The organism is Pantoea sp. X-Soil-ISGK-285, from assembly GCF_059730815.1.
On sequence record NZ_AP035938.1, the window covers coordinates 3,301,024 to 3,322,230 of the forward strand.

15 protein-coding genes and 3 tRNA genes are annotated in these 21,207 nt (G+C 57.6%); 6 read left to right on the top strand and 12 right to left on the bottom strand.

Annotation, left to right across the window (positions count from 1 at the left end; translation table 11 throughout):
* Positions 1 to 20 precede the first annotated feature (20 nt).
* Positions 21 to 245: a YgdI/YgdR family lipoprotein gene (locus tag AC6I8B_RS15575; protein WP_010248613.1), complete on the bottom strand. Its 225-nt coding sequence runs from the start codon at positions 243 to 245 to the stop codon at positions 21 to 23.
* Positions 246 to 454: 209 nt separating this feature from the next.
* On the opposite strand from AC6I8B_RS15575, the gene csdA reads away from it, so the two are divergent.
* Both csdA and csdE read left to right on the top strand, forming a co-directional pair.
* The gene (csdA, locus tag AC6I8B_RS15580; RefSeq protein ID WP_157353628.1) at positions 455 to 1,663 is read left to right on the top strand and encodes a cysteine desulfurase CsdA; all 1,209 of its coding nucleotides are present in this window, start codon (positions 455 to 457) and stop codon (positions 1,661 to 1,663) included.
* Positions 1,664 to 1,665: 2 nt separating this feature from the next.
* The gene (csdE, locus tag AC6I8B_RS15585; protein WP_497817515.1) at positions 1,666 to 2,121 is read left to right on the top strand and encodes a cysteine desulfurase sulfur acceptor subunit CsdE; all 456 of its coding nucleotides are present in this window, start codon (positions 1,666 to 1,668) and stop codon (positions 2,119 to 2,121) included.
* Here the strand turns inward: csdE and tcdA are convergent.
* Both tcdA and mltA read right to left on the bottom strand, forming a co-directional pair.
* Entirely contained in the window at positions 2,100 to 2,912 is an 813-nt protein-coding gene (gene tcdA, locus AC6I8B_RS15590; RefSeq protein ID WP_010248618.1) for a tRNA cyclic N6-threonylcarbamoyladenosine(37) synthase TcdA, read from the bottom strand. The genes csdE and tcdA overlap by 22 nt on opposite strands.
* A 48-nt stretch (positions 2,913 to 2,960) precedes the next feature.
* A complete protein-coding gene (gene mltA / locus AC6I8B_RS15595; protein WP_010248620.1) occupies positions 2,961 to 4,109 on the bottom strand; it encodes a murein transglycosylase A in 1,149 nt (382 codons plus the stop codon).
* A gap of 203 nt (positions 4,110 to 4,312) precedes the next feature.
* Between mltA and AC6I8B_RS15600 the strand changes: the two genes are divergently transcribed.
* The 3 genes from AC6I8B_RS15600 to AC6I8B_RS15610 all read left to right on the top strand — a co-directional run bounded on the left by AC6I8B_RS15600 (position 4,313) and on the right by AC6I8B_RS15610 (position 4,662).
* Positions 4,313 to 4,389: transfer RNA gene (locus AC6I8B_RS15600), tRNA-Met, on the top strand.
* 65 nt (positions 4,390 to 4,454) lie between these two features.
* Positions 4,455 to 4,531, top strand: a tRNA-Met gene (locus AC6I8B_RS15605).
* Positions 4,532 to 4,585: 54 nt separating this feature from the next.
* Positions 4,586 to 4,662: transfer RNA gene (locus tag AC6I8B_RS15610), tRNA-Met, on the top strand.
* Positions 4,663 to 4,772: 110 nt separating this feature from the next.
* On the opposite strand, the gene amiC is transcribed toward AC6I8B_RS15610, so the two are convergent.
* Positions 4,773 to 6,017, bottom strand: a complete 1,245-nt coding sequence (gene amiC / locus AC6I8B_RS15615) for an N-acetylmuramoyl-L-alanine amidase AmiC (protein WP_497817516.1) — start codon at positions 6,015 to 6,017, stop codon at positions 4,773 to 4,775.
* 232 nt (positions 6,018 to 6,249) lie between these two features.
* Between amiC and argA the strand changes: the two genes are divergently transcribed.
* Positions 6,250 to 7,578, top strand: coding sequence for an amino-acid N-acetyltransferase (gene argA, locus AC6I8B_RS15620; protein ID WP_010248624.1), 1,329 nt, complete (start codon positions 6,250 to 6,252; stop codon positions 7,576 to 7,578).
* A gap of 49 nt (positions 7,579 to 7,627) precedes the next feature.
* Here argA and recD read toward each other — a convergent pair whose 3' ends face one another.
* From recD to AC6I8B_RS15660, 8 genes are all read right to left on the bottom strand, one after another.
* On the bottom strand, positions 7,628 to 9,469 hold the full coding sequence (gene recD / locus AC6I8B_RS15625) for an exodeoxyribonuclease V subunit alpha (protein ID WP_061703066.1): 1,842 nt from the start codon (positions 9,467 to 9,469) through the stop codon (positions 7,628 to 7,630).
* On the bottom strand, positions 9,466 to 13,005 hold the full coding sequence (recB, locus tag AC6I8B_RS15630; RefSeq protein WP_497816378.1) for an exodeoxyribonuclease V subunit beta: 3,540 nt from the start codon (positions 13,003 to 13,005) through the stop codon (positions 9,466 to 9,468). The genes recD and recB overlap by 4 nt, the downstream gene beginning before the upstream one ends.
* Positions 13,002 to 15,899, bottom strand: a complete 2,898-nt coding sequence (gene ptrA / locus AC6I8B_RS15635) for a pitrilysin (protein ID WP_029519405.1) — start codon at positions 15,897 to 15,899, stop codon at positions 13,002 to 13,004. Before ptrA ends, recB begins: the two co-directional genes overlap by 4 nt.
* Before the next feature lie 108 nt (positions 15,900 to 16,007).
* Complete coding sequence (recC, locus tag AC6I8B_RS15640) at positions 16,008 to 19,385, bottom strand: exodeoxyribonuclease V subunit gamma (protein ID WP_497816379.1); 3,378 nt, start codon at positions 19,383 to 19,385, stop codon at positions 16,008 to 16,010.
* Between the two features lie 101 nt (positions 19,386 to 19,486).
* Entirely contained in the window at positions 19,487 to 19,813 is a 327-nt protein-coding gene (locus AC6I8B_RS15645; protein ID WP_244641243.1) for a prepilin-type N-terminal cleavage/methylation domain-containing protein, read from the bottom strand.
* Positions 19,773 to 20,177, bottom strand: a complete 405-nt coding sequence (locus AC6I8B_RS15650) for a DUF2509 family protein (protein WP_497816380.1) — start codon at positions 20,175 to 20,177, stop codon at positions 19,773 to 19,775. Before AC6I8B_RS15650 ends, AC6I8B_RS15645 begins: the two co-directional genes overlap by 41 nt.
* A complete protein-coding gene (locus tag AC6I8B_RS15655; protein ID WP_497816459.1) occupies positions 20,174 to 20,701 on the bottom strand; it encodes a prepilin peptidase-dependent protein in 528 nt (175 codons plus the stop codon). The genes AC6I8B_RS15650 and AC6I8B_RS15655 overlap by 4 nt, the downstream gene beginning before the upstream one ends.
* The gene (locus AC6I8B_RS15660; protein WP_497816381.1) at positions 20,698 to 21,168 is read right to left on the bottom strand and encodes a prepilin-type N-terminal cleavage/methylation domain-containing protein; all 471 of its coding nucleotides are present in this window, start codon (positions 21,166 to 21,168) and stop codon (positions 20,698 to 20,700) included. Before AC6I8B_RS15660 ends, AC6I8B_RS15655 begins: the two co-directional genes overlap by 4 nt.
* Between the last annotated feature and the right edge of the window lie 39 nt (positions 21,169 to 21,207).

Below are 21,207 nucleotides of genomic sequence, written 5' to 3' on the forward strand. Positions count from 1 at the left end.
CGGTGCTTTTTTTTTGCTGCTTAGTTGCCAGACTCTACCATCTCTTTGACATCAGAGCGGTTGATTTGCTGCTCGTTGCCATTCGCATCTTTATAGCTGATCATGCCGGTATCGTTATCGACTTTAGGCTTGCCGGCAGCCACAATGGTGCGACCATCATTGGTATGCATCACGTAATTGCTTGAACAGGCACTCAGGGTAAAAGCCAGGGTACACACGGCCAGTACTGCGGTTAATTTTTTCATCTGCTATCTCCTTGTAGATTGATTGCATCAAACCACCCGCGTTACGCTAACCAGAGGCAGCCGATAAGTGAGATCGACTAGTAAACGTCCGATCGTTATGCGGGTTTGGTTCAAACCTTGCAATATTCAGCATAACGCGCTTTTCCAGCTTTGCCAGACGCAGACCATTCTTTCAGTGTGGTCCTAATTTTTCTTATCATGGACCAGGCATGACCGCATTTAATCCCACCGCATTTCGCCAGCAGTTTCCCGCACTCGCCGACGCAGGCGTTTATCTCGACAGCGCAGCGACCACGCTGAAGCCGCAGGCCGTCATTGACAGCACGCAGCAGTTTTACAGCCTCAGCGCGGGTACAGTCCATCGCAGCCAGTTTGCCGCCGCCCAGGCCTTAACCCATCACTATGAGCAGGCGCGCAACCAGGTTGCCCGCTGGCTTAACGCCGCTGACGATCGTGAGATTGTCTGGACGCGCGGTACCACCGAAGCGATAAACCTGGTGGCGAACAGCTGGCTGCGCCCGCGCTTACAGCCTGGTGATGAGATTGTGGTCAGCGAGGCAGAACACCACGCCAACCTGGTGCCCTGGCTGATGGCTGCGCAGGCGTGCGGTGCCCGCGTCGTAAAATGGCCGTTAGGCGCGGATCGCCTGCCGGATATCAGCCAGCTGCCCGCCCTGCTTAACAGCCGTACCCGCCTGCTGGCGGTCGGACAGATGTCGAACGTCACCGGCGGATGTCCCGCACTCGCTCAGGCGATACCTCTGGCTCACGCCGTGGGCGCGAAAGTGATGGTCGATGGCGCACAGGGCGTGGTGCATTGTCCGCCTGACGTACAGGCGCTGGATATCGACTTTTACGCCTTTTCCGGACATAAGATTTACGGCCCGATGGGCATTGGCGCGTTATATGGCAAAGCGGAACTGCTGGAGGCGATGGAGCCCTGGCAGGGCGGCGGTAAGATGATAACGGATGTCGATTTCAGCGGATTCACGCCGCAGCCGGTGCCGTGGCGATTTGAGGCTGGCACCCCGAATGTGGCGGGCGTGGTGGGCCTGAGTGCAGCACTGAGCTGGCTGGCGCAGTACGATCTGCCCGAAGCGGAGCGCTGGAGTCAGCAGCTTGCGACGCTGGCGGAAGAGCAGCTGGCGGAATTACCCGGTTTCCGTAGCTTCCGCTGTTCAAATGCCAGCCTGCTGGCATTTGAATTCGCTGGCCTGCATCACAGCGATCTGGTGACGCTGCTGGCTGAGCAGGGAATCGCCCTGCGCGCTGGCCAGCACTGCGCGCAGCCGTTGCTGGCGGCGCTGGGCGTCAGCGGCACGCTGCGGGCCTCTTTTGCACCCTATAATAATCTGCAGGATGTTGATGCGCTGGTGCGCGCTATGAAGAGCGCCATCTCGCTGTTATCGGAGTTTTGATTATGCATTCATCGCCGTTAGCGCCACACCCGTTTGGCGAAGAGATTACCGTTGCCAGCCTGAAAGAGAGCTTTGGCCGCTTTCATCAGTGGGAAGATCGTTATCGTCAGCTGATCCAGCTGAGCCGCCAGTTGCCTGCCTTACCCGGGGAACTAAAAACAGCAGAAATTGAACTGAGCGGTTGTGAAAATCGGGTCTGGCTGGGCAGCCAGTTACGCGAAGATGGCACGCTGCATTTCTATGGTGACAGTGAAGGACGTATTGTGCGCGGCCTGCTGGCCGTGCTGCTGACCGCCGCTGAGGGCCAGACGCCGCAACAGCTGCTGACGATGGATCCCTTAAAACTGTTTGATGAACTGGGCCTGCACGCCCAGCTCAGTGCCTCCCGCAGCAGCGGCCTGCAGGCGCTGGCCGCCGCAGTGGAGCACGCCGCGCGTCAGGCGCTGACGGCGTCCTGACGGGCAGCACGCGCCAGAAACTTCTTCAGCGCATGCGAGACGGCAACAAAGCCGAAGGTGGCGGTTACCATGGTGGCCGCGCCAAAGCCGGAGGTGCAATCCATTCTCTTCGGCCCCTCCGCTGTGCTGCGTGAAGCACAGACGCTGCCATCAGCCTGCGGATAGACCAGCGCTTCGGTAGAAAAGACGCAGTCGATGCCAAGTTTGCCCTTGCTGTTTTTCACCACGCCCAGGCTTTTCAGTCGTTCGCGCAGCTTAGCCGCCAGCGGATCCTGGATGGTTTTCGCCAGATCGGCGACCTGGATCTGAGTCGGATCGATCTGCCCACCCGCGCCACCGGTGGTGATCAGCGGGATCTTATTCCGGCGGCACCAGGCGATCAGCGCCGCTTTCGGTCGCACGCTGTCGATAGCGTCGATCACATAGTCGAAACCCGCTGCCATCAGTTCGGCGGTGTTCTCTGGCGTAATAAAGTCATCAATGCAGATCACTTCGCAGTCAGGATTAATCGCACGCAGCCGTTCTGCCATCACTTCTGTTTTGGCTTTGCCGACGTTGCCCTGCAGCGCATGAAGCTGCCGGTTAGTGTTGGTAATACAGACATCATCCATATCAATCAGGGTGATTTTACCAATCCCGGTGCGCACCAGCGCTTCCGCCGCCCAGGATCCGACACCGCCAATACCGATGACGCAGAAGTGTGCGTCAGCAAAACGTTGCAGCGCATCCTGGCCATAGAGACGCGCCGTGCCGCCAAAGCGCTGATGCCAGGCGTCATTTAACACTTTCATAGTTGAACCTGTTACGTCGTGCGGGCCCGAAGGCCCGCAGAGAAGAAATTAGTTAGCGCCGAGAAGCAGTGAACCATTATTACCGTTTTGCGGGCTGGAGAACAGCGGCTGTCCGGCACCCGGCGCGGCTTTAATTACCCAGACGCGTCCGTAGTGATTATAGAAGCCCGCCAGATGCGCAGCGTCGGGGCCGATACCCTGATAGATATCAAAGTGCTGGCCTTTAATCGCGCCACCCACGTCGAGTGCCACCATCAGGCGCATCTCATATTTGCCGTTGAATTTGCCCTTCTCATTTAACTGCGGCACTTCAGCCAGCAGTACGGTGCCCGCCGGAATAATTGAGCGGTCAGACGCAACGGAGGCTTTCGCCACCAGTGGAACTGCGCTGGCACCGCGCACCGGCGTAAATGGCTCAGCCTTAAAGAAGACAAATGATGGGTTGGTTTCCAGCAGCGCACGGACCTCCTGCGGTGAGTGCTCCTGCGCCCACTGACGAATCGCCTGCATCGACATATCTTCGCGCTTCACTTCACCGCGATCGATCAGCTCTTTGCCAATGCTGTGATAACCCCAGCCATTTTTACCGGCGTAACCAAAGAAGGTCATCGGGCGGCCATCGCCAAAGTCGACATAACCACTGCCCTGCACATCCATCATGAAGTTATCAATCAGTGAATTGCTGTAGGCGATGATGTAGCGGTCATCGAGTCCGCCACTATAGATAGAGGCGCGGCTCGGTAATTTTTCTCCGCGTTTGCGCGGCGGCATACGGTAGATGGGATACTGGAATTCACCCTGACGGGTGTAGCGCGCTTCTACTACCGGTGTGTAATAACCGGTGAACTGCACGTTACCGTAGTTATCCGTTCCCTCCATCTGCCAGGCGTTAAGCCCATACTGACGAAGCTGTCGGGTATCGGCACCCGCCATCAGCCAGCTCTCAATCGCGCTATAGGTGCCGTTCTGACGGCTATACAGCGCAGATGAGGCGGACTGAATCTGGCGGACCTGCTCGCCAAAGTCTCTGCCATTAACCGGTGCGCCTTTGGCATTGGGCTGATTCACCAGCGCCAGCGGTTGTTCCAGTTTGCCATCTTTATATTGCTGACCGCGATCGGTCGGTTTGGAGCTACAGGCCGCCAGCAGCGTTATTAACGCGCCAGTGAGTGCATACTTCACCCAATGTGATTTCATTATCTTCTCTTTTTATAACTGTTCGCCCCGCGACGATAGCAAAGCCCCCGACAGAATGAAATGCATCCGCTCAGACGTCACGCATATCAGTTTAATAATTAACCAGATGGTTGAATCCTTCAGCAACTGGCTGTTAATTTGGCTTTTATCTGCAAAAAGGGGTTGCATGAATTAGCGCGGAGAGTATAGTGCGCTTCCACGGACGCGGGGTGGAGCAGCCTGGTAGCTCGTCGGGCTCATAACCCGAAGGTCGTCGGTTCAAATCCGGCCCCCGCAACCAATACTTCTGCAGCAGTTTTACAGAAGTCACAATGTGAGAAGTAAAAGTAATAGAAGCAATACGGACGCGGGGTGGAGCAGCCTGGTAGCTCGTCGGGCTCATAACCCGAAGGTCGTCGGTTCAAATCCGGCCCCCGCAACCAATACTTCTGCAGTTGTTTTACAGAAGTCACAATGTGAAAAAAGTATGATACGGACGCGGGGTGGAGCAGCCTGGTAGCTCGTCGGGCTCATAACCCGAAGGTCGTCGGTTCAAATCCGGCCCCCGCAACCAATCATTTAAACACCTGAAAGGGTGTTTTTTTGTTTCTGACGTTCCCAAAAGCCGCTTCAGCCTCTTTCTGCCCTGAAAAGCGCGCGGATAGCCCGGCTACCCGCACTCCTTTACCGATGGGCCAGCGCCGCCCCACTCTCTACATACGCTTTGATGCCGTTCAGAATCGCCTCTGCCACCTGATGCTGGTAACGGGTGGTTCGCAACTTGCGCTCCTCCTCCACATTACTGATAAACGCTGTCTCTACCAGAATTGACGGGATATCAGGGGCTTTCAGCACCGCAAATCCGGCCTGATCCACGGTGCGTTTGTGCAGATGGTTGATGCGCCCCATGCGATGCAGCACCTCTTTGCCGAATTTAAGGCTGTCATGAATCGTCTGACGCTGCACCATATCGAACATGGTGTGATCGAGATAGCGGTCACCGCTTTTGCTGACGCCGCCAATCAGGTCTGATTCATTCTGAGTCTGAGCCAGGAAACGAGCCGCCGCCGAAGTGGCACCGCTGGTTGATAAGGCAAACACTGAAGAGCCGCGTGCCGCGCGGCTGGTAAAGGCATCCGCATGGATCGACACAAAGAGGTCGGCACGCTGTTTACGGGCTTTGGCAACCCTGACGCGCAGCGGAATAAAGACATCTTCATTGCGTGTCATATAGGCTTTCATATTGGACTCTTTATCGATCAGCGCTTTGAGTCGCCGTCCAATCTTCAGCACAATATCTTTCTCGCGGGTCTTATATTTGCCGTGCGCGCCCGGATCTTCCCCGCCGTGACCGGGATCGATCATGATAATGATTGGACGATCGCGCCCCGCTTTGCCGGGTAAGGGCGCCTGCACCCCTTCATCTTTCTCCAGATCGCCCTGGTTATAATCTTTCAGCAGAGCCAGCAGTGGATCATCCTCAACCTGGTTCTGGCTCGGATAGAGATCGACCACCAGCCGGTGATTGATCCTGGCGACCGGCGAGAGATTAAAGATCTTCGGCGCGACGTTGCGCTTTAATTCCAGTACCACGCGCACTGTGTTGCTGTCGAACTGGCCGACACGGGCATTTTTAATAAAGGGATCGTCGACCCGAACCTGCTTATCTACCCCTTTCAGAACCGGATTGAGATGTAGGCCCTGAATATCAATCACCAGGCGTTCGGGATTGCTCAGCGCAAACTGCTTGTACTTCAGCGCAACATTGGACTCCAGCGTCATCCGCGAGTAGGTCGATGAGGGCCAGATACGCACCGCCACAATGTGGTTCTTCGCCGCCAACCCTGTCCGGCTGACGCTTAACAGCAGTAAGGCGCCCGTCCCCTGTAAAAATCGTCTGCGTGAAAAATGGGAATTAACGTCTGACATGCCGCTCCAGCTGCTGTGTAATGTCTAAAAAAGCGCCAGTTACTAAAATGGCGGCGAAAACTTTATCCAATCCGCAGCATGATGTCACCCCGGAAACCCTAAATAATGCAGGCTGTTAGCGGCTTTGACACCCAGAAAAACGTAAATTTTCGTCAGGATTAAGACTTGCAAAACCGGACGTAAAAGCATAAAAATACAAAAAATACGAATAAACATTCACTGAGGGTTGGCCGTGAAGGAACGTAGTACCGAACTGGTTCAGGGTTTTCGCCATACCGTTCCCTATATCAATGCCCACCGGGGTAAAACCTTTGTCATCATGCTGGGTGGCGAAGCGATTGAGCATGAGAACTTCTCTGGCATCGTTAATGATATCGGCCTGCTGCACAGCCTGGGCATTCGCCTCGTCGTGGTGTATGGCGCACGACCGCAGATTGATGCCAGCCTGGCTCAGCAGCAGCTGGAGCCGGTTTACCATAAGTTTACCCGGGTCACCGACGCGCAATCGCTGGAGTTAGTGAAGCAGGCCGCCGGCCGGCTGCAGTTAGATATCACGGCCCGCCTCTCAATGAGTCTCAACAACACGCCGCTGCAGGGCGCGCATATCAACGTGGTCAGCGGCAACTTCATTATTTCACAGCCGCTGGGCGTGGATGATGGCGTGGATTACTGTCACAGCGGCCGTATCCGTCGTATTGATGAAGAGGCCATTCATCGTCAGCTGGATAACGATGCGATTGTGCTGATGGGCCCGGTTGCGGTTTCAGTTACCGGCGAAAGCTTTAACCTGACCTCGGAAGAAGTGGCTACCCAGCTGGCGATTAAACTCAAAGCGGAGAAAATGATCGGCTTCTGCTCTGAGCAGGGCGTGCTGAACAGCGAGGGTGAAATCATATCCGAGCTCTTCCCGAATGATGCGCAGGCCCGTATCGATGAGATTGAAAAGGAAGGCGATTATCTTTCCGGGACCGTTCGCTTCCTGCGTGGGGCGGTGAAAGCCTGCCGCAGTGGTGTTCGCCGCAGCCATTTAATCAGTTATCAGGAAGATGGCGCGCTGTTGCAGGAGCTCTTCTCACGCGACGGTATCGGTACCCAGATCGTTATGGAGTCGGCAGAGCAGATCCGTCGCGCCAATATCAATGATATCGGCGGCATCCTCGAACTGATCCGTCCGCTGGAGCAGCAGGGTATTCTGGTGCGTCGCTCGCGCGAGCAACTGGAAATGGAAATTGATAAGTTCACCATCATTCAGCGCGATAATCTGACCATCGCCTGTGCAGCACTCTATCCGTTTATGGATGAAAAGATTGGCGAAATGGCCTGTGTGGCGGTTCATCCTGACTATCGCAGCTCTTCACGCGGTGAGATGTTGCTGCAGCGCGTGGCACTTCAGGCACGCCAGATGGGGCTGGAAAAACTGTTTGTGTTAACCACCCGCAGCATCCACTGGTTCCAGGAACGCGGCTTTACGCCGGTAGATATTGAGTCGCTGCCCGAGAGTAAAAAAGAGATGTATAACTATCAGCGCCGTTCAAAAGTGTTGATGGCCGATCTCACCTGATTCAATCCGTAAGGGACAAGCCCCCCCGCGTGGGCTGTCCCCTCTCTTCTCAGCCGGTTTCTCCCAGTCGCTCCACCAGACCGCTGCGTCGCTGCGTTTGCAGCTGCACGGCACGCTGAAATACGCCGGGTTCGCTGTAGATGGTCAGTTGCCGCCGTGCACGTGTAATCGCGGTATAGACCAGTTCACGGGTCAGCACCGGCAGAAACTGCGTGGGCATCACCAGCGCGGTATGATCAAACTCCGAGCCCTGTGATTTGTGCACCGTCATCGCCCAGGCCGTTTCATGTGAGGGTAACCGGCTCGGCTGAATCGCCTTGATCGATCCATCCGGCAGCGGGAAAAAGACCTTCAGGTTGCCCTCTTCATCCCGCATCGTCATGCCGATATCGCCATTAAACAGGCCGAGCGCGCTGTCATTTCGGGTGATCATCACCGGACGCCCTTCATACCAGCGGCTGCCCATGCCAGGACGACGGATGCGCTGCAGCTGCATCAGTCGCTGCTCAATACGCTGGTTCAGACCCTGCACGCCAAATGGCCCGTCACGTAATGCACACAGCAGCTGATAACGGCCAAAAGCGGCAATCACTTCTGCGGGCGGCGCCTGCTGTCTGATGAGCTGCAGGAAGGGTTGATAACCCTGGGCTACCTCATCCAGCATCGCCTGATAAGCGTCAGCGCTGTTCAGCGGCTGGTAACTGATATCCTCATAAGCCGCAGCAAATACCGCCCTGACCTGCTCTGCATCGCCACGGTTGATCGCTTTTGCCAGCTGGCCGATGCCTGATGAGTCATCAAAACGATAACTCTTCTGCAGCAGACAGATACTGTCGCGGACTGCGGGTGCCTGCACATCGTCACTGCCCTGCAGTGTGCAGCCGGTCAGCAGCGCGAGCTGTTCAGCCCGTGCCAGGCTGTAGCCGCTTTCGGTGCAGCGGCAGATGTCGCCCAGCACCGCACCGGCTTCGACCGAGGCCAGCTGATCGCGATCGCCCAGAAACACGACGCGGGCATGGGCAGGCAGCGCGGCGATCAGTTTTGCCATCATTGAGAGATCGACCATCGACGCTTCATCAACCACCAGCACATCAAGGTGCAGTGGGTTACCGGCATGGTAGCGCAGCCGCTGAGTGTCGGGCTGTGCGCCCAGCAGGCGATGCAGCGTGGTGGCTTCGGCAGGAAAACGCCGGCGTTCTTCGTCGCTGACCGCCAGTTCCTGCAGTGCACTGCCCAGTGACTCGGTCAGTCGCGCGGCGGCTTTGCCGGTCGGTGCCGCCAGCTGAATCCGCAGTGCACCGGGATTCAGGCGAATCAGGGCAGCGAGGAGTTTCGCCACTGTGGTGGTTTTACCGGTACCCGGCCCGCCGGAAATAACCGCAGTCTTGCGGGTCAGCGCCACGGCCGCCGCAATTTTCTGCCAGTTCTCCGGCTGGTCGTCAAACAGGCTGTTCAGCACGTCGCCTGCAGCATGCATATCAAACGCAGTTTTCACTTCCTGCGCAGCGAAGAAGTCGGCGACCCGGCCTTCGCTTTGCCACAGCCGATGCAGATATAAACGCTGATTGCTCAGCACCAGCGGCGTAACCAGGCTGCCATCACTCACAGCCGACCAGTCAGCAAAGCGTGCTGTCCAGTCTTCCGGCGCACCAGCAGCGTGCCAGATCGCCTGAGCCAGCGCAGGCTGGCGACCAGCGAACAGATTCGCTTCGCAAAGGTTGCTCAGCGGTAAACAGACGTGCCCCTCACCCGCGTCAGCGCTGACGCAGGCCGCAGCGAGCAGCAGCCCAGGCTGTGATTCCGGGGCCACCAGTTGGGCAAACTGTATATCCAGCGGTCGCAGGAGACGCTTCTCTACCGCCTGCAGCAGCAGACTCAGCATGTCACTCATAACATCTCCCCGGTTTCACCAAACAGTGCATCAATGTCTTCCACAAAGGCTTCAGCAGGTCGGGTGGCGAAAATGCCGTTGTCCGGCGAGCTGCCATCCATCCCGCGCAAAAACAGATAAAACACCCCACCAAAGTGACGCTGATAGTCGTAGTCCGGCAAACGATGCTGCAGATAGCGATGCAGCGCCAGCGTATAGAGCTGATATTGCAGATCGTAGCGGTGGGCGATCATCGCCTGCGCCATCGCCTCTGGCGTGTAAGCGGCGTGGCTATCCCCCAGCCAGTTCGATTTGTAGTCGAGCAGATAATATTTTCCCTGCCAGCGGAAGACCAGATCGATAAAGCCCTTCAGCATGCCCCGCACCTGACGAAAATCCAGGGGGGCGGCCTGCTGAGAGAGACTGTCGTGCCGGCGCAGCAGAGCGTCAAGATCCGCCGCAGTCAGCAGATTGTTGATCGGCAGATAGAACTCCATCTCAATCAGGCGTTCGCTGCTTTTTATCGCCGACAGCCTCAGCCCCTCAGCATTGAGCGGCGTATGTAAGACCCGGTCAATCCACTGTTCCAGAACCGGCAACCAGCTCAGCGGATAGCCATTATGCTGCAGCTGATCTTCCAGCCAGACGCTGTCCGGCGGTTCGGTAAAGTCGATCGACTCAAACAGACCATGCAAAAACGTACCGGGTGCCGCTCCGCGCGGAAAGTGGTGGGGTGTCAATGCAGCCTCTTCACCCTTCTCTTCTTCGCCCGCGGCATCAATATCAAAGTTGGGCAGCGCATCCAGCAGCGGCGAGCTGTGATGCTGTTGCAGGCCTGAATAACTGGTTACCCGCCAGACGTCAGCCAGCGCGCGCGTAATGTCGCGGCTGCTTAAAACCTCATCGCCCTGCTGCGCATCCTGCCACATTTCTCCCGGCAGCAGAGCCTCTTCAACCAGCGCAATCCCTTCACCGGTTAACGCATTCAGTCGCTGACTGAGCTGCTGCGCATCAGCCGCCTCGCCCTGCTGCACCAGGTAGCCCAGCGCGCTCTTGTGCAGATCGCTTTCGCCCTCTTTTTTGCGGGTGCCTTTGATCAGTGGCGCAATGCCGACGCTGCAGTGATAGACCGAACGGGTCAGCGCCACGTAGAGCAGACGCAGATCCTCCGCCAGGCGCTCCTCTTCGGCCAGCGCCAGACTTTGTGCATCACCCTGCACATCCAGCAGTGCCGTGAACGTGTCGCGATCGTGATAAAGCGCGCTGGCCGCCTCGCGGAACCCGGCAGCAAATGGCAGCCAGACCAGCGGATATTGCAGTCCTTTCGATTTATGGATGGTGATGATCTGCACCAGATGGCGGTCGCTTTCCAGACGCAACTGCTGGCTGGAGGCCTGGCTGTTTGGCCGGGCAATCTGCTGCGCCAGGAAGCGCACCAGGGCGTGCGGACTCTCCAGCTGCACCGAAGCCTCCTGCAGCAGTTCACCCAGATGCATCAGGTCAGTCAGGCGACGTTCACCGTTCTCCGAGGCCAGCATATTCTCTGCCAGCTGCCGCTTGATCATCACGTCACGCAGCATCGGTAACACGCCGCGCTGATGCCAGAGCTGCTGCCAGACGGCAAACTGCTCCACCAGCGCATCCCACTCGCGTTCATTCTGTGTCAGCGCGTCGAGCGTTGCTGCATCAATAGCAAAGATTGAGGTCGCCAGCGCGCTGCGCAGCAGACGTTCCTGCTCAGGTGCCTGTATCGCCTGCAGTAACCAGAGCAGTTCGCGCGCTTCCGGCGTGGTGTAGACACTGTCCCGGCTGGAGAGATAGACCGAAGGAATCGACAGCGCATTCAGCGCGTCGCGGATTAAACCGGCCTCATTACGACTGCGCACCAGCACGGTGATATCGGAAGCCCGCACCGGCTGCAGCGCCTCGCCTTTGCCCAGGCGGGCGCGCCCCTGCTGTCCGGCCACCAGCCAGCGGCTGATATCGGCCGCACACTGCTGTGCCATAAACTGCTGGTAATCGCTGTTACCCACGCCCTCGCCAGGCTGCAGCCAGAACCGTAAAGCCGGTTGCTGCTGCTCGTCAAAAATCAGTTTCAGCGACTGATTGGGCGCAGCAGGCTTAACCGGCTGAAAGGGGATCGCCGAGAACAGAAAAGGCGAATCGAGCTGAGAAAAGAGGCGGTTGACGCTCCCGACCATCTCAGGTGATGAACGCCAGTTGGTATCGAGCGTGTAGTGAGCGCTGACTTCGTTTCTGGCCCGCAGATAGGTAAAAATATCCGCACCGCGAAACGCATAGATCGCCTGCTTGGGATCGCCGATCAGAAACAGTGCCTGTTCAGGCTGATTAATATAGAGCGTGCGGAAGATACGGTATTGCTGCGGATCGGTATCCTGGAATTCATCAATCAGGGCCACCGGGTAACGCGCCCGGATGGTTTCTGCCAGCAAAACGCCACCTGGCTGCTGCAGCGCTTCATCCAGTTTACTGAGCAGATCGTCGAAGCCTAACAGTGCACGTAACCGTTTCTCGCGCTGCACCGTGGCGCGCACATCGGTCAGCGCCTGCGCAATGATGACATCCCGCAGCGACAGCGGTTCTGCCAGAAACTGATCGATCGCCTCAAACAGCGAATGACGCGGCGCTTCACCCTTTTTAGTTTTCTCCTCCAGCACCTGCTGTCCAAAGCGCTCCAGCTCTTTGGGCAGCTGATAATCCAGCGTGTCGCTGCTGGCCCACTGCGTGACGCGGGCGACCCAGTTGGGCAGATGTTTACTGCTGTAGCTGCGCTTATCAACGCCAGATGCAGTGATAATGCCCTCAACATCGGCGCTGAGCGCCTGCCACTGCTGCTTGATGGCCTCGATGCGCGCCAGATTGCGTGCGTGGCGTGATGCCAGCGTCTCATCGGCGGCAGGCGGACGTTTCAGCCCCGGCGACTCCCCCTGCAGCCAGGGGCGCAGCGTGGTCAGCAGGCTGTCCGGCCCGCTCCACTCTGCGGCGATGATCCGTGCCACATCCAGACTCAGTGGATAGCACTGACGACGCCAGAAATCGGCGGCCGACTGCTTCAGCAGCGCCTGCTCATCTTCAATCAACTCCTGCTCGAACAGCATGCCCGACTCAAAGGCATTGAGATTCAGCATCCGCTGACAGAAGCCGTGAATGGTAAAAATGGCGGCTTCATCCATCTGCCGCTCGGCAGCCAGCAGCTGCGCGGCGGCCTGAGCCAGATCAGGCATCTGCTCCAGCAGTAACTGGTGCATCGGATTGCTGCTTTTGCCGCGGATACAGGCCAGACGTAGCTGATGAATATTCTCGCGGATGCGCCCGCGCAATTCGGCGGTCGCGGCCTCGGTAAAGGTCACGACTAAAATTTCTTCGACAGAGAGCGGCCGGCTGTAGGCGTTTTCACCGCCCAGCCCCAGCAGCAGGCGCAGATAGAGCAGACCAATGGTAAAGGTTTTTCCGGTGCCCGCTGACGCCTCAATCAGCCGCTCGCCTCTGAGCGGCAGCGTTAAAGGATTCAGCGATACGGGAGGTAACTGCGTCATTGGGTCTCACTCTTTACCGGCAGCGACTGCTGCAGTTGTGCCACTTCACTCCAGGTTTTCCAGCCAGGCTGACGGGCAAACTCAACTTTGCCATTGCCGGTGCCTGCAATCTGCGAGGTCATCACCATGCCCTTATGTTCGATCACGGCCTGCCGGAAAAAGTCTGCCAGGCTCGCCGGGGTTAACCGCTGAACCTGCTCTGTCATTTTTTGCCGGGTATCAAATTGATCATTCTGCCGATCAAAGTCGCGGCTAAAGCGATCCGCTTCCTCAAAGAGCGTCTGAGGACGCTGCTGCAAATCATTGATCATCGCCTGCTGATACTGGGCAAAGTCTGCCTGGCTCATACTGCGCAGACGTTTTTCCGCCTGCGGGTAGAAGGCCTGATAGCGCTGCAACAGCCAGCCCGGTTGTTTGCTGTTACTTTGCAGCAGGAAGCCGATCCCCCACTGGCGACCCACAGGCATCTGGAAGGCAAAAACCGCGTAGCCGAGCTGCTCTTTGGTCCGCAGCTGATTGTAGAACCACGGCTGCACAATCTGGCTCAGCATGGAGCTGTGCGCCATGCTCTGATATTCACTGTATCCCAGTGGAACATAGAGCGCGGCAAGGGCGGAGTCGGTGCTGCTGCCTTTTTGTTGCAGGTTGGCTTTCAGCGGTTTTTTAATCGAGACATACTGACTATGCCAGTCGCGGGTCGCATGACTCTGCATCTGCTGTTTGAGCTCATGCCCCAGCTGCGTCACGCTGTCAGCACTGAGGTTGCCCACTACCAGCATCTCCGGCGTCGCGTCGCGGAACAGCGTATCGCGATAGTCAGTAACATCCTTAAGTGAGAGTGTGCTTACCAGCTTGCGGCGAGCCTCGCGCTGGGTATATGGCAGCTGCGACAGCAGTTGCATCGGCTGAATCGCCTGTTCAAACGCTTTGCCCTTTTCCGCCGCGTCCAGCCGCTCCAGATACCAGGATTTAGCCTGCTCCAGCTGCTGTTCTGTCGGCTGGAAAGTGGCATAACCTTCCACCAGTTTCTTCAGCAGGGTCGGCAGACGCTGAGTGAAGCCGTTGGCGCTGAATACCAGCCCTTCATCTTCACCCGTTGAGAAGCTGATGCCGCCCACTGAAGCCTGTGAATTAAGCTCGTCCAGCGCCAGGCTGGAAAGGTAGTCATTCAGGCCAAATAGCACCTGCTGACGGGCATCACTGATGGTGTGCTTATTGCGTAACGCCAGGGTGATCGCCGCTTTTGGCTCGCTGGCGTAATAACGACTGGGCATCCAGTAAATACGCATATCATCCTGGTTATCCAGTCTCACCGGATGCTGATACGTTTTGCCGTCTGACGGTAACAGGGTGAAGTCGTCCGGGATATAGGGGTTCAGCACGGGCATCGCCAGCGTAATCTGGCTGGCGCGCTGCTGCCAGTCTGCAAAGGTTTGTGGAGTGATCTTCTCAACCTGATAAGGCGCATCCACAAAATAGGCTTTTTTGTTGTGCGGCTCCTGCGGACTGATGTACCAGATACGCGCATGCTGCGGGGTCATCTCTTCCAGCCGGGCATTAATCGCGGCGGCATCGTACTGATCCGCCAGATAGGGTGCATCCAGCGTATGTTCAACCGGTACGCGCAGCATGGTGTCGGCCAGCCATTCAATGTAATCCATATCGCGGGTAATTGAGGGATAGCGGAAGTCGAGCGCCAGCACATGCGAAACTTCATCGAAATAGCGCTTATCATCCCCCTGCTGACGCAGAAGATTGATGTAGCTGAATATCGCCGCCACGACCTGGTCGCGCTGCGCCAGACCTTTATCAGTCAGTGACGCGGTAATCGCAAACACGCCGCTGTTACGCTCGGTCATTGGGTCAGCACCCGCATTCACCCCGTCGGCCAGCCCCTGTTTTTGCAACCAGTCAGTCAGCGTGTTTTTGCTGCGGTTACTGATTAAATAGCTGATCAGCGTGTCGGTTTTACTGCGGAACCGATCGCTGTTGTTGGCAATGCGGAATTCAATTTTGAGCTGCTTGCGCGGCTGAGCCGGAACGTAATGGATGATGATGCCCTGCTGCGCATCGGTCACCACCGGCACCGTAATCTCCGGCACGCTGGCGTCATGATTTTGTACCCGGCCAAAGGTTTTAGCCGCAATCGACGCCATCTCCGGCAGCGGTTTGTTGCTGTAGATCACCGCTTTCATCAGATTGGCGGAGTAATGCGTATGATAAAAGTCCTGCAGCGCCTGGTGCAGTTTGCTGCCTGGCTTATCTTTCAGGGTCTCAAGATTGCCGCCCGAAAAACGTGACGCCGGATGCGCCGGGTTCAGGGTTTCTGCGCCGACCTGGGCCATACGCAGGCCATCGCGCGAGCGCGCCATGGTCAGCTCGGCATTCACGGCGTGGCGCTCGCGGTCAGCGTTAACCGGATCCAGCAGCGGCTCAGCCACCGCATCCGCCAGGCGATCAACCGCCGGTTCCAGCGCGTCATTTTCCACTTCCAGATAAAAGGCGGTGCGGTAAGAGGCTGTGCTGGCGTTGTGGCTGCCGCCATGTTTTTTCAGGAATTCAGCCAGGTTGTCGGGCTGCGGGTAGTGCTTTGAACCCATCAGCACCATATGCTCAAGGTAGTGCGCCAGTCCCGCCTGCTGATCGGGATCGTCCAGCGATCCTATCGGCAGCGTCAGCGCCGCCAGCGATTTCGGTGCCACGGGATCGGAAACCAGTAATACCGTCATCCCATTATCAAGCCGGATAGCCTGATAGTGGCGGGGATCCTGTTCACTTTTGCGAATGGTGTCGTTAACCGGCTGCCAGCCTGATGATGCCTGCTCCTGCGCCTGCGCTGTGCAAGCCATCAGGCTTAACATTAGCGCCGCTATCCAGCGTGCGTGTACCCGCATGTAAACCCCTCTCGTTTCCCGATAAACCGCCAATGTCGGACGCGGCGGCTCAAAGCAGAGCAAAATTTCTGTGTAATGAGTCAGTCAGCAAAAACGCCTTCTGATCGGCTATTCATCATCCTGATGTGCAGCCAGTACCGGTAAATACCAGCGCTGTGCCGCCTCAGTTATCTGCTGTAGTTGTGGCTCATCCAGCACCCGGCAAAGACGTTGCAGATAGGGATCGCTGCCTTCACCCTCAAGCTGATAGTTGCCTGACCAGGCCGTCAGCAGGCGATTACGCGCCTTAAGCTGGGTTGCCTCATCAGTCAGTAACTGCTGACTTTTTTTGTCGTAGCTGGCGGTCAGCCATGCGCCGCCACTTTTGTTAAGCAGCATCAGCGGCTTACGCATACCCGCGAGATACCCCGTGACATACTCATTCAGCGCAGCAATCGCCTCTGCCTGCGGCACGGCAAGGAAGCACCAGCGGCTCTGCTGCCGGCCAAACATCCGGCTGCTGCCGGTGCCGCCCAGCGCGCAGTAGACCAGATGTTCCAGCCAGAGTAGCAGTCCGTCGTTCATGTTGAGTACGCCAGGCCGCCAGCGCAGCAATCCATCACTCTGAACCTGCGTCAGCCACCCGGTTAAGCTGACCTGCTCCAGTTGCAGATTCACTTCCCAGCTCTCGCCGTCGCTGCGCTGGGTGACCACTTCTGCCGCTACTTCCTGCATCTCATCGCGCTGCGCCTGCCAGAACAGCTCACCGAACGCGCCATAAGGCAGATTACCGGCCGCACGATGGTGCGCATAAAGCCGCTGAGTATCCTCGCCTTCGACCAGGGCATTCAGCAACTGCGCGTTAATCTGATAACGCTCAAGGTTGTCGAGCGCAAACGGCTCGCTGTCGGGCAGTTCGTTCTCCTCCAGCCAGAAACTCACGCCAAGCCGCTGGTGGAACCAGGCCCGGACCGGATGTCGCCAGAAGCGCAGGAACGCCTCCAGCGTCAGCGCGTCAATTAACGGCGCCTCCAGCGGCTGCACAAAATCGGGCTGCGGCTGCCCCGCGCCTCGCGCAGCAGGCAGCCACTCACGGGCGAAACTTTGCAGTCTGGCAGCAGGCTGGAAATTCTCGGCGGCAAACGGCATCCGGCTGTGCAGGTGCTGCAGGTGCATCCGCACCCGTTCGGCACTCTCATCCAGCTCAAGATGGCCATCACCGTCCAGATAAAAACTCTGTCCAATGTAATCCAGCAGTTCTGTGACCAGCACCGAGGGGTAGCGTTCCGTATTATCCTGAATCGCCCGGCCGATATAACTGATATAGAGCTGCTGCTGCGCCGAAATCATCGCCTCCAGGAAGAGATAGCGGTCATCATCGCGGCGACTGCGGTCGCCTTTGCGGGACTGCTGCTGCATCAGATCAAAACCTAACGGTGCTAAAGTACGGGGATAGACGCCGTCGTTCATGCCCAGCAAACAGACCAGCTGAAAAGGAATGGAGCGCATTGGCATCAGGGTACAGAAGTTAATCTGCCCCGCCAGGAAACGCTGACTGATGCGCTGTTGATCAAGCCGGCTACGCAGATCATCGCGCAACAGCGCCACCGGAATCGCCTCTTCAAACCGCGCATCCATGCCATATTCAATCAATTGCTGCCACTGCTCTTCCACCAACAGTAAGGCGGCCTCGGTTTCTGCATCGGGGCTGAAAAAGGCATTGAGCAGTTCCCGGCACATGGGCAGCCAGGCAGCCAGTGGCCGGGGTTCGGCAAGCAGCTGCCGCCAGTGATTAAGCCGGGAGAGCAGCTCAGCCAGATGTCCCGCCAGCTCCCCCACCAGACCACCCGACTCGTCATAAGGCAGAATTCCTTCCCAGTCACCGTTGTGGCTCTCCATCGCATAACCCAGCAGCATACGCTGCAGGCCAAAGCGCCAGGTGTGCTGGCCGGTAACCGGTAGTGACAGGGCTTCTACGCTGGCATCATCCAGCCCCCAGCGTACCCCCGATTCGCTGACCCAGCGCCGCAGTAAACGCAGGCCGCTTTCATCAATGGCGAAGTGGGAAGCGAGCGCCGGGACATCGAGCAGCGCCAGCACATCCTCCGAGACAAAACGGCTGTCCGGCAGTGCCAGCAGATGCAAAAACGCCACAATGGCCGGATGAGCCTGACTGGCACGGCGATCTGAAATCGCAAACGGCAGATAGCGATCGGCAGGTGCATTGGCGAACACCGCCTGAATAAAAGGGGCGTAGGCGTCGATATCCGCCACCATGACGATGATGTCACGCGCTTTCAGCGTCGGATCGGCCTCCATCATCGCCAGCAGATGATCCTGCAACACTTCAACTTCGCGCTGGGCACTGTGGCAGACCTGCACCGCGATTGATCGATCCTCCGGATCCAGGCAGCGCTTCTGATCGCTGTGTGCCAGTTCCGCCGCATTCAGTCCGATGATGGCGTTATCCTGCAGATTAAGAAGATCGTGCTGCATACAGTGCAGCAGGTTGTCCGGCTCCACATCGACAAAAGCATCGATGTCGTCGTTTGACTCCATCTGACTGAGCAGAAACAGGTTGTCACGCCCCAGCTTGCCCCAGGAGGCGAGCAAAGGGTTGGTCAGTTGCTGTTCACCAGCGTCGTTAAACAGCGCCGGTGCCTGCTCTGCATCCCGGAAGAGTCCGCGTGATTCATCAGCACCATGACGTCGGCGCTGACGACTTTGCAGTTTCGCCAGAAACGCATAATCCTGAATATCGCCCCAGTAATCGCGGCAGGGATTGGTGAACAGCAGATGGATGTCGATGTGACGTCCCAGCGCCTGCAACGCCTGCAGATAGACCGGCGGCAGCGCAGAGATGCCACAGATAAAGACCCGTTTGGGCAGATTTTCCGGCGTGCTTTTCGCCTGATCCAGCGTCTGGATAAATCGCGCATAGAGGTTGGCGCGGTGCCATTCAGGCTGGCGCAGGTCCTGGGTATAACTCACCAGATCGCGCCACAGTGCGGCCTGCCAGCGCTGCGCCTCGCCCAGCCCCTCAATGGTTTCGCCGCGCTCCCAGCTGTTGAGCCAGTCGGCACGATAGACCAGATACTGGTCGAACAGATCGGCCACGCGGGAGCTGAGCTGAAACAGTTTACGCTTGTCGCCGTCATCATGGAGATAGTGGCGCAGAGAGGTAAACTCTTCATGCTTCAGCATCTCCGGCAGCCGGTGCATCAGCTTCCAGCCCATGCTGGCCTTACTGAAAGCACTCTCTACCGGGATATCGGGCAGTACGCGAACGAACATCTCCCAGATAAAACTGGCGGGCAGCGGAAATTCGATATTAGCAGCAATACCAAAGGTTTGCGCCAGCTCCATCTGCAGCCACTGCGCCATACCCGGACTCTGCACCAGCACCATTTCTGAGGCGAAAGGATCATCAAGAGGGTCATGTTTAATCACCGCAGCCGCCAGAATCTTCAGCACATCAAGCTGATTTGAGTGATAAACGTGAAACATGAAAACTCCTGTGATAACTCAGAACGTGACTGCGGTATTGCGGCTCTGTCACTTTACCGCGTATCGCGGTTGAAACCCATCAAAAGGGCGACCGGGAAGAGTTAACATCGCAGCCGCGTCAGGGTGGCACTGCGCTGATAAGGCCCCGTCACGTCAGCCCGATCCAGTGTGCAACCTGAAGGGCCGCTCTGCTGTTGCAGTATTGAGGTCCAGCCGGGACTCTCATGTCCCATCAGTTGCTGCTCAGCCACCCGCCATGCCTCACGCTGATACCACTGCTGGCTGAATCCCAGTGCCAGTGCGCGATGATAGTGCAACAGCGTGCTGCTGCTTAATGCCATTAACAGCAGAGCAAACAACACTTCCGGCAGGCTGAATCCACCGCGCTTACTGGCAGGTGGACGGGGGCGTAAGCGGGCAGTAGTCAATCCAGCCGTGCGGCAACGCGGTAATCTGATTGCCCCGTAACCGCACCCACAGCCAGACTGCCATGCCACTGCCGCTGGCCTCCCCTTTAAGCAGACCTTCATCCTTTTCACCTCGTTGTAAACAGCTGCGCCAGCCCTGGCGATCATCCTGCTGACAGCTGGTCGCCTCACTGGCTGACCAGCTCAGGGAGAAGCCCCATTGCAGCGCAGACTGCGCCCGCCAGAAATCCTGAATAAACTGCTGCTCATCCGCCAGCAGTCGCATTCCCTGCTCAGACATCTTACGGCTGGCATGCAGCGTAAAGCTGCCAATGACCATAATCATCAACACCATGCCCAGAGCGCTGCTGCCTCGCTGCTTCACAGGTTCTCTGCCTCAATCCAGCTCTCCATCGTTTCAAGCCAGCGTCCGGCCCGTCCCTGCAGCACTAATCTGACCTGCGTGCCCTGCTGGCTGACGCTGAACTGCTCCAGCGTCATAAACGCGGGATCGGAGAGCCGCTCCCAGCCCGCTGACTGACACTGGTCAACACCTCGCTGCATCTCAAGCTGCTGTTGTCGCAGGCGATAACCGTAATAGTCACTCTCTGCATGGCTCACCCCTTCCCATTTACCGTTGCTGTTCTCATCCCAGCGCAGCAGCAGGCAGTTCTCTCTGATTTGCAGCGCCCCACTGCCACACTCACCGTGACAATAACCGGCACGCCGCACCGCTTTTTCCAGCGTCGCCATCATCTGCTGTAACTCCTGACGCAGCTGCGCCTGTTGCATCACGCCGGCGTTCTCTGCCAGCAGCAGCGGCAGAAAACGGCCAGCACTTAACATCACGACGGCGCTGATTGCCAGGGCGATCAGCATCTCCAGCAGGCTGAATCCGGCCATTTTCAACGACACGTCTCCTCATCCGTCATGCAGAGGCGAATACGGGCTCTGGCCGAGATAATCAGCCGCATTCGTCCGGCGCTGTTACCCAGCTCAATGCTGCCCGCCCGGGCCACATTACGTCGGCCATAGAAGCCCGGTTCACCCCGAATGCCATAGAGCGCAACGCCAGCGTGCGGCGCCACGAATTGCAGCCGTTTTCGGCTATCACACCCTGCAACGGGGAGGCTTCCGGCACCGATGCACCAGGGATCGCCAGGCCGTGACCATAAAACCAGATCGCTATTTTGCCGGTTGGCCTGGGCACGCAGCCGAAGCAGGAATCCCTGCAGTTGCTGGGCGCTGTCGCGCAGTTGCAGCCGCTGTTGCCAGCGCTGCCAGCCATGCAGCGCGGCAAGACTCAGCATGCCGGCAATCACCATCACCAGCAGCAGTTCCGGCAGGGTAAAACCGCGTAAGTATGCTGTTTTCATGGTGTCAGAGTGCGGGTGATGAACAGATGAAACAAGGCG

What these genes read in the sequence shown, in the direction of transcription:
- mltA (WP_010248620.1), bottom strand. Translation starts at nt 4,109, where the DNA reads ATGAAATCACATTGGGTGAAGTATGCACTCACTGGCGCGTTAATAACG.
- tcdA (WP_010248618.1), bottom strand. Translation starts at nt 2,912, where the DNA reads ATGAAAGTGTTAAATGACGCCTGGCATCAGCGCTTTGGCGGCACGGCG.
- recD (WP_061703066.1), bottom strand. Translation starts at nt 9,469, where the DNA reads ATGAGTGACATGCTGAGTCTGCTGCTGCAGGCGGTAGAGAAGCGTCTC.
- csdE (WP_497817515.1), top strand. Translation starts at nt 1,666, where the DNA reads ATGCATTCATCGCCGTTAGCGCCACACCCGTTTGGCGAAGAGATTACC.
- recC (WP_497816379.1), bottom strand. Translation starts at nt 19,385, where the DNA reads ATGTTTCACGTTTATCACTCAAATCAGCTTGATGTGCTGAAGATTCTG.
- amiC (WP_497817516.1), bottom strand. Translation starts at nt 6,017, where the DNA reads ATGTCAGACGTTAATTCCCATTTTTCACGCAGACGATTTTTACAGGGG.
- AC6I8B_RS15575 (WP_010248613.1), bottom strand. Translation starts at nt 245, where the DNA reads ATGAAAAAATTAACCGCAGTACTGGCCGTGTGTACCCTGGCTTTTACC.
- ptrA (WP_029519405.1), bottom strand. Translation starts at nt 15,899, where the DNA reads ATGCGGGTACACGCACGCTGGATAGCGGCGCTAATGTTAAGCCTGATG.
- csdA (WP_157353628.1), top strand. Translation starts at nt 455, where the DNA reads ATGACCGCATTTAATCCCACCGCATTTCGCCAGCAGTTTCCCGCACTC.
- recB (WP_497816378.1), bottom strand. Translation starts at nt 13,005, where the DNA reads ATGACGCAGTTACCTCCCGTATCGCTGAATCCTTTAACGCTGCCGCTC.
- AC6I8B_RS15660 (WP_497816381.1), bottom strand. Translation starts at nt 21,168, where the DNA reads ATGAAAACAGCATACTTACGCGGTTTTACCCTGCCGGAACTGCTGCTG.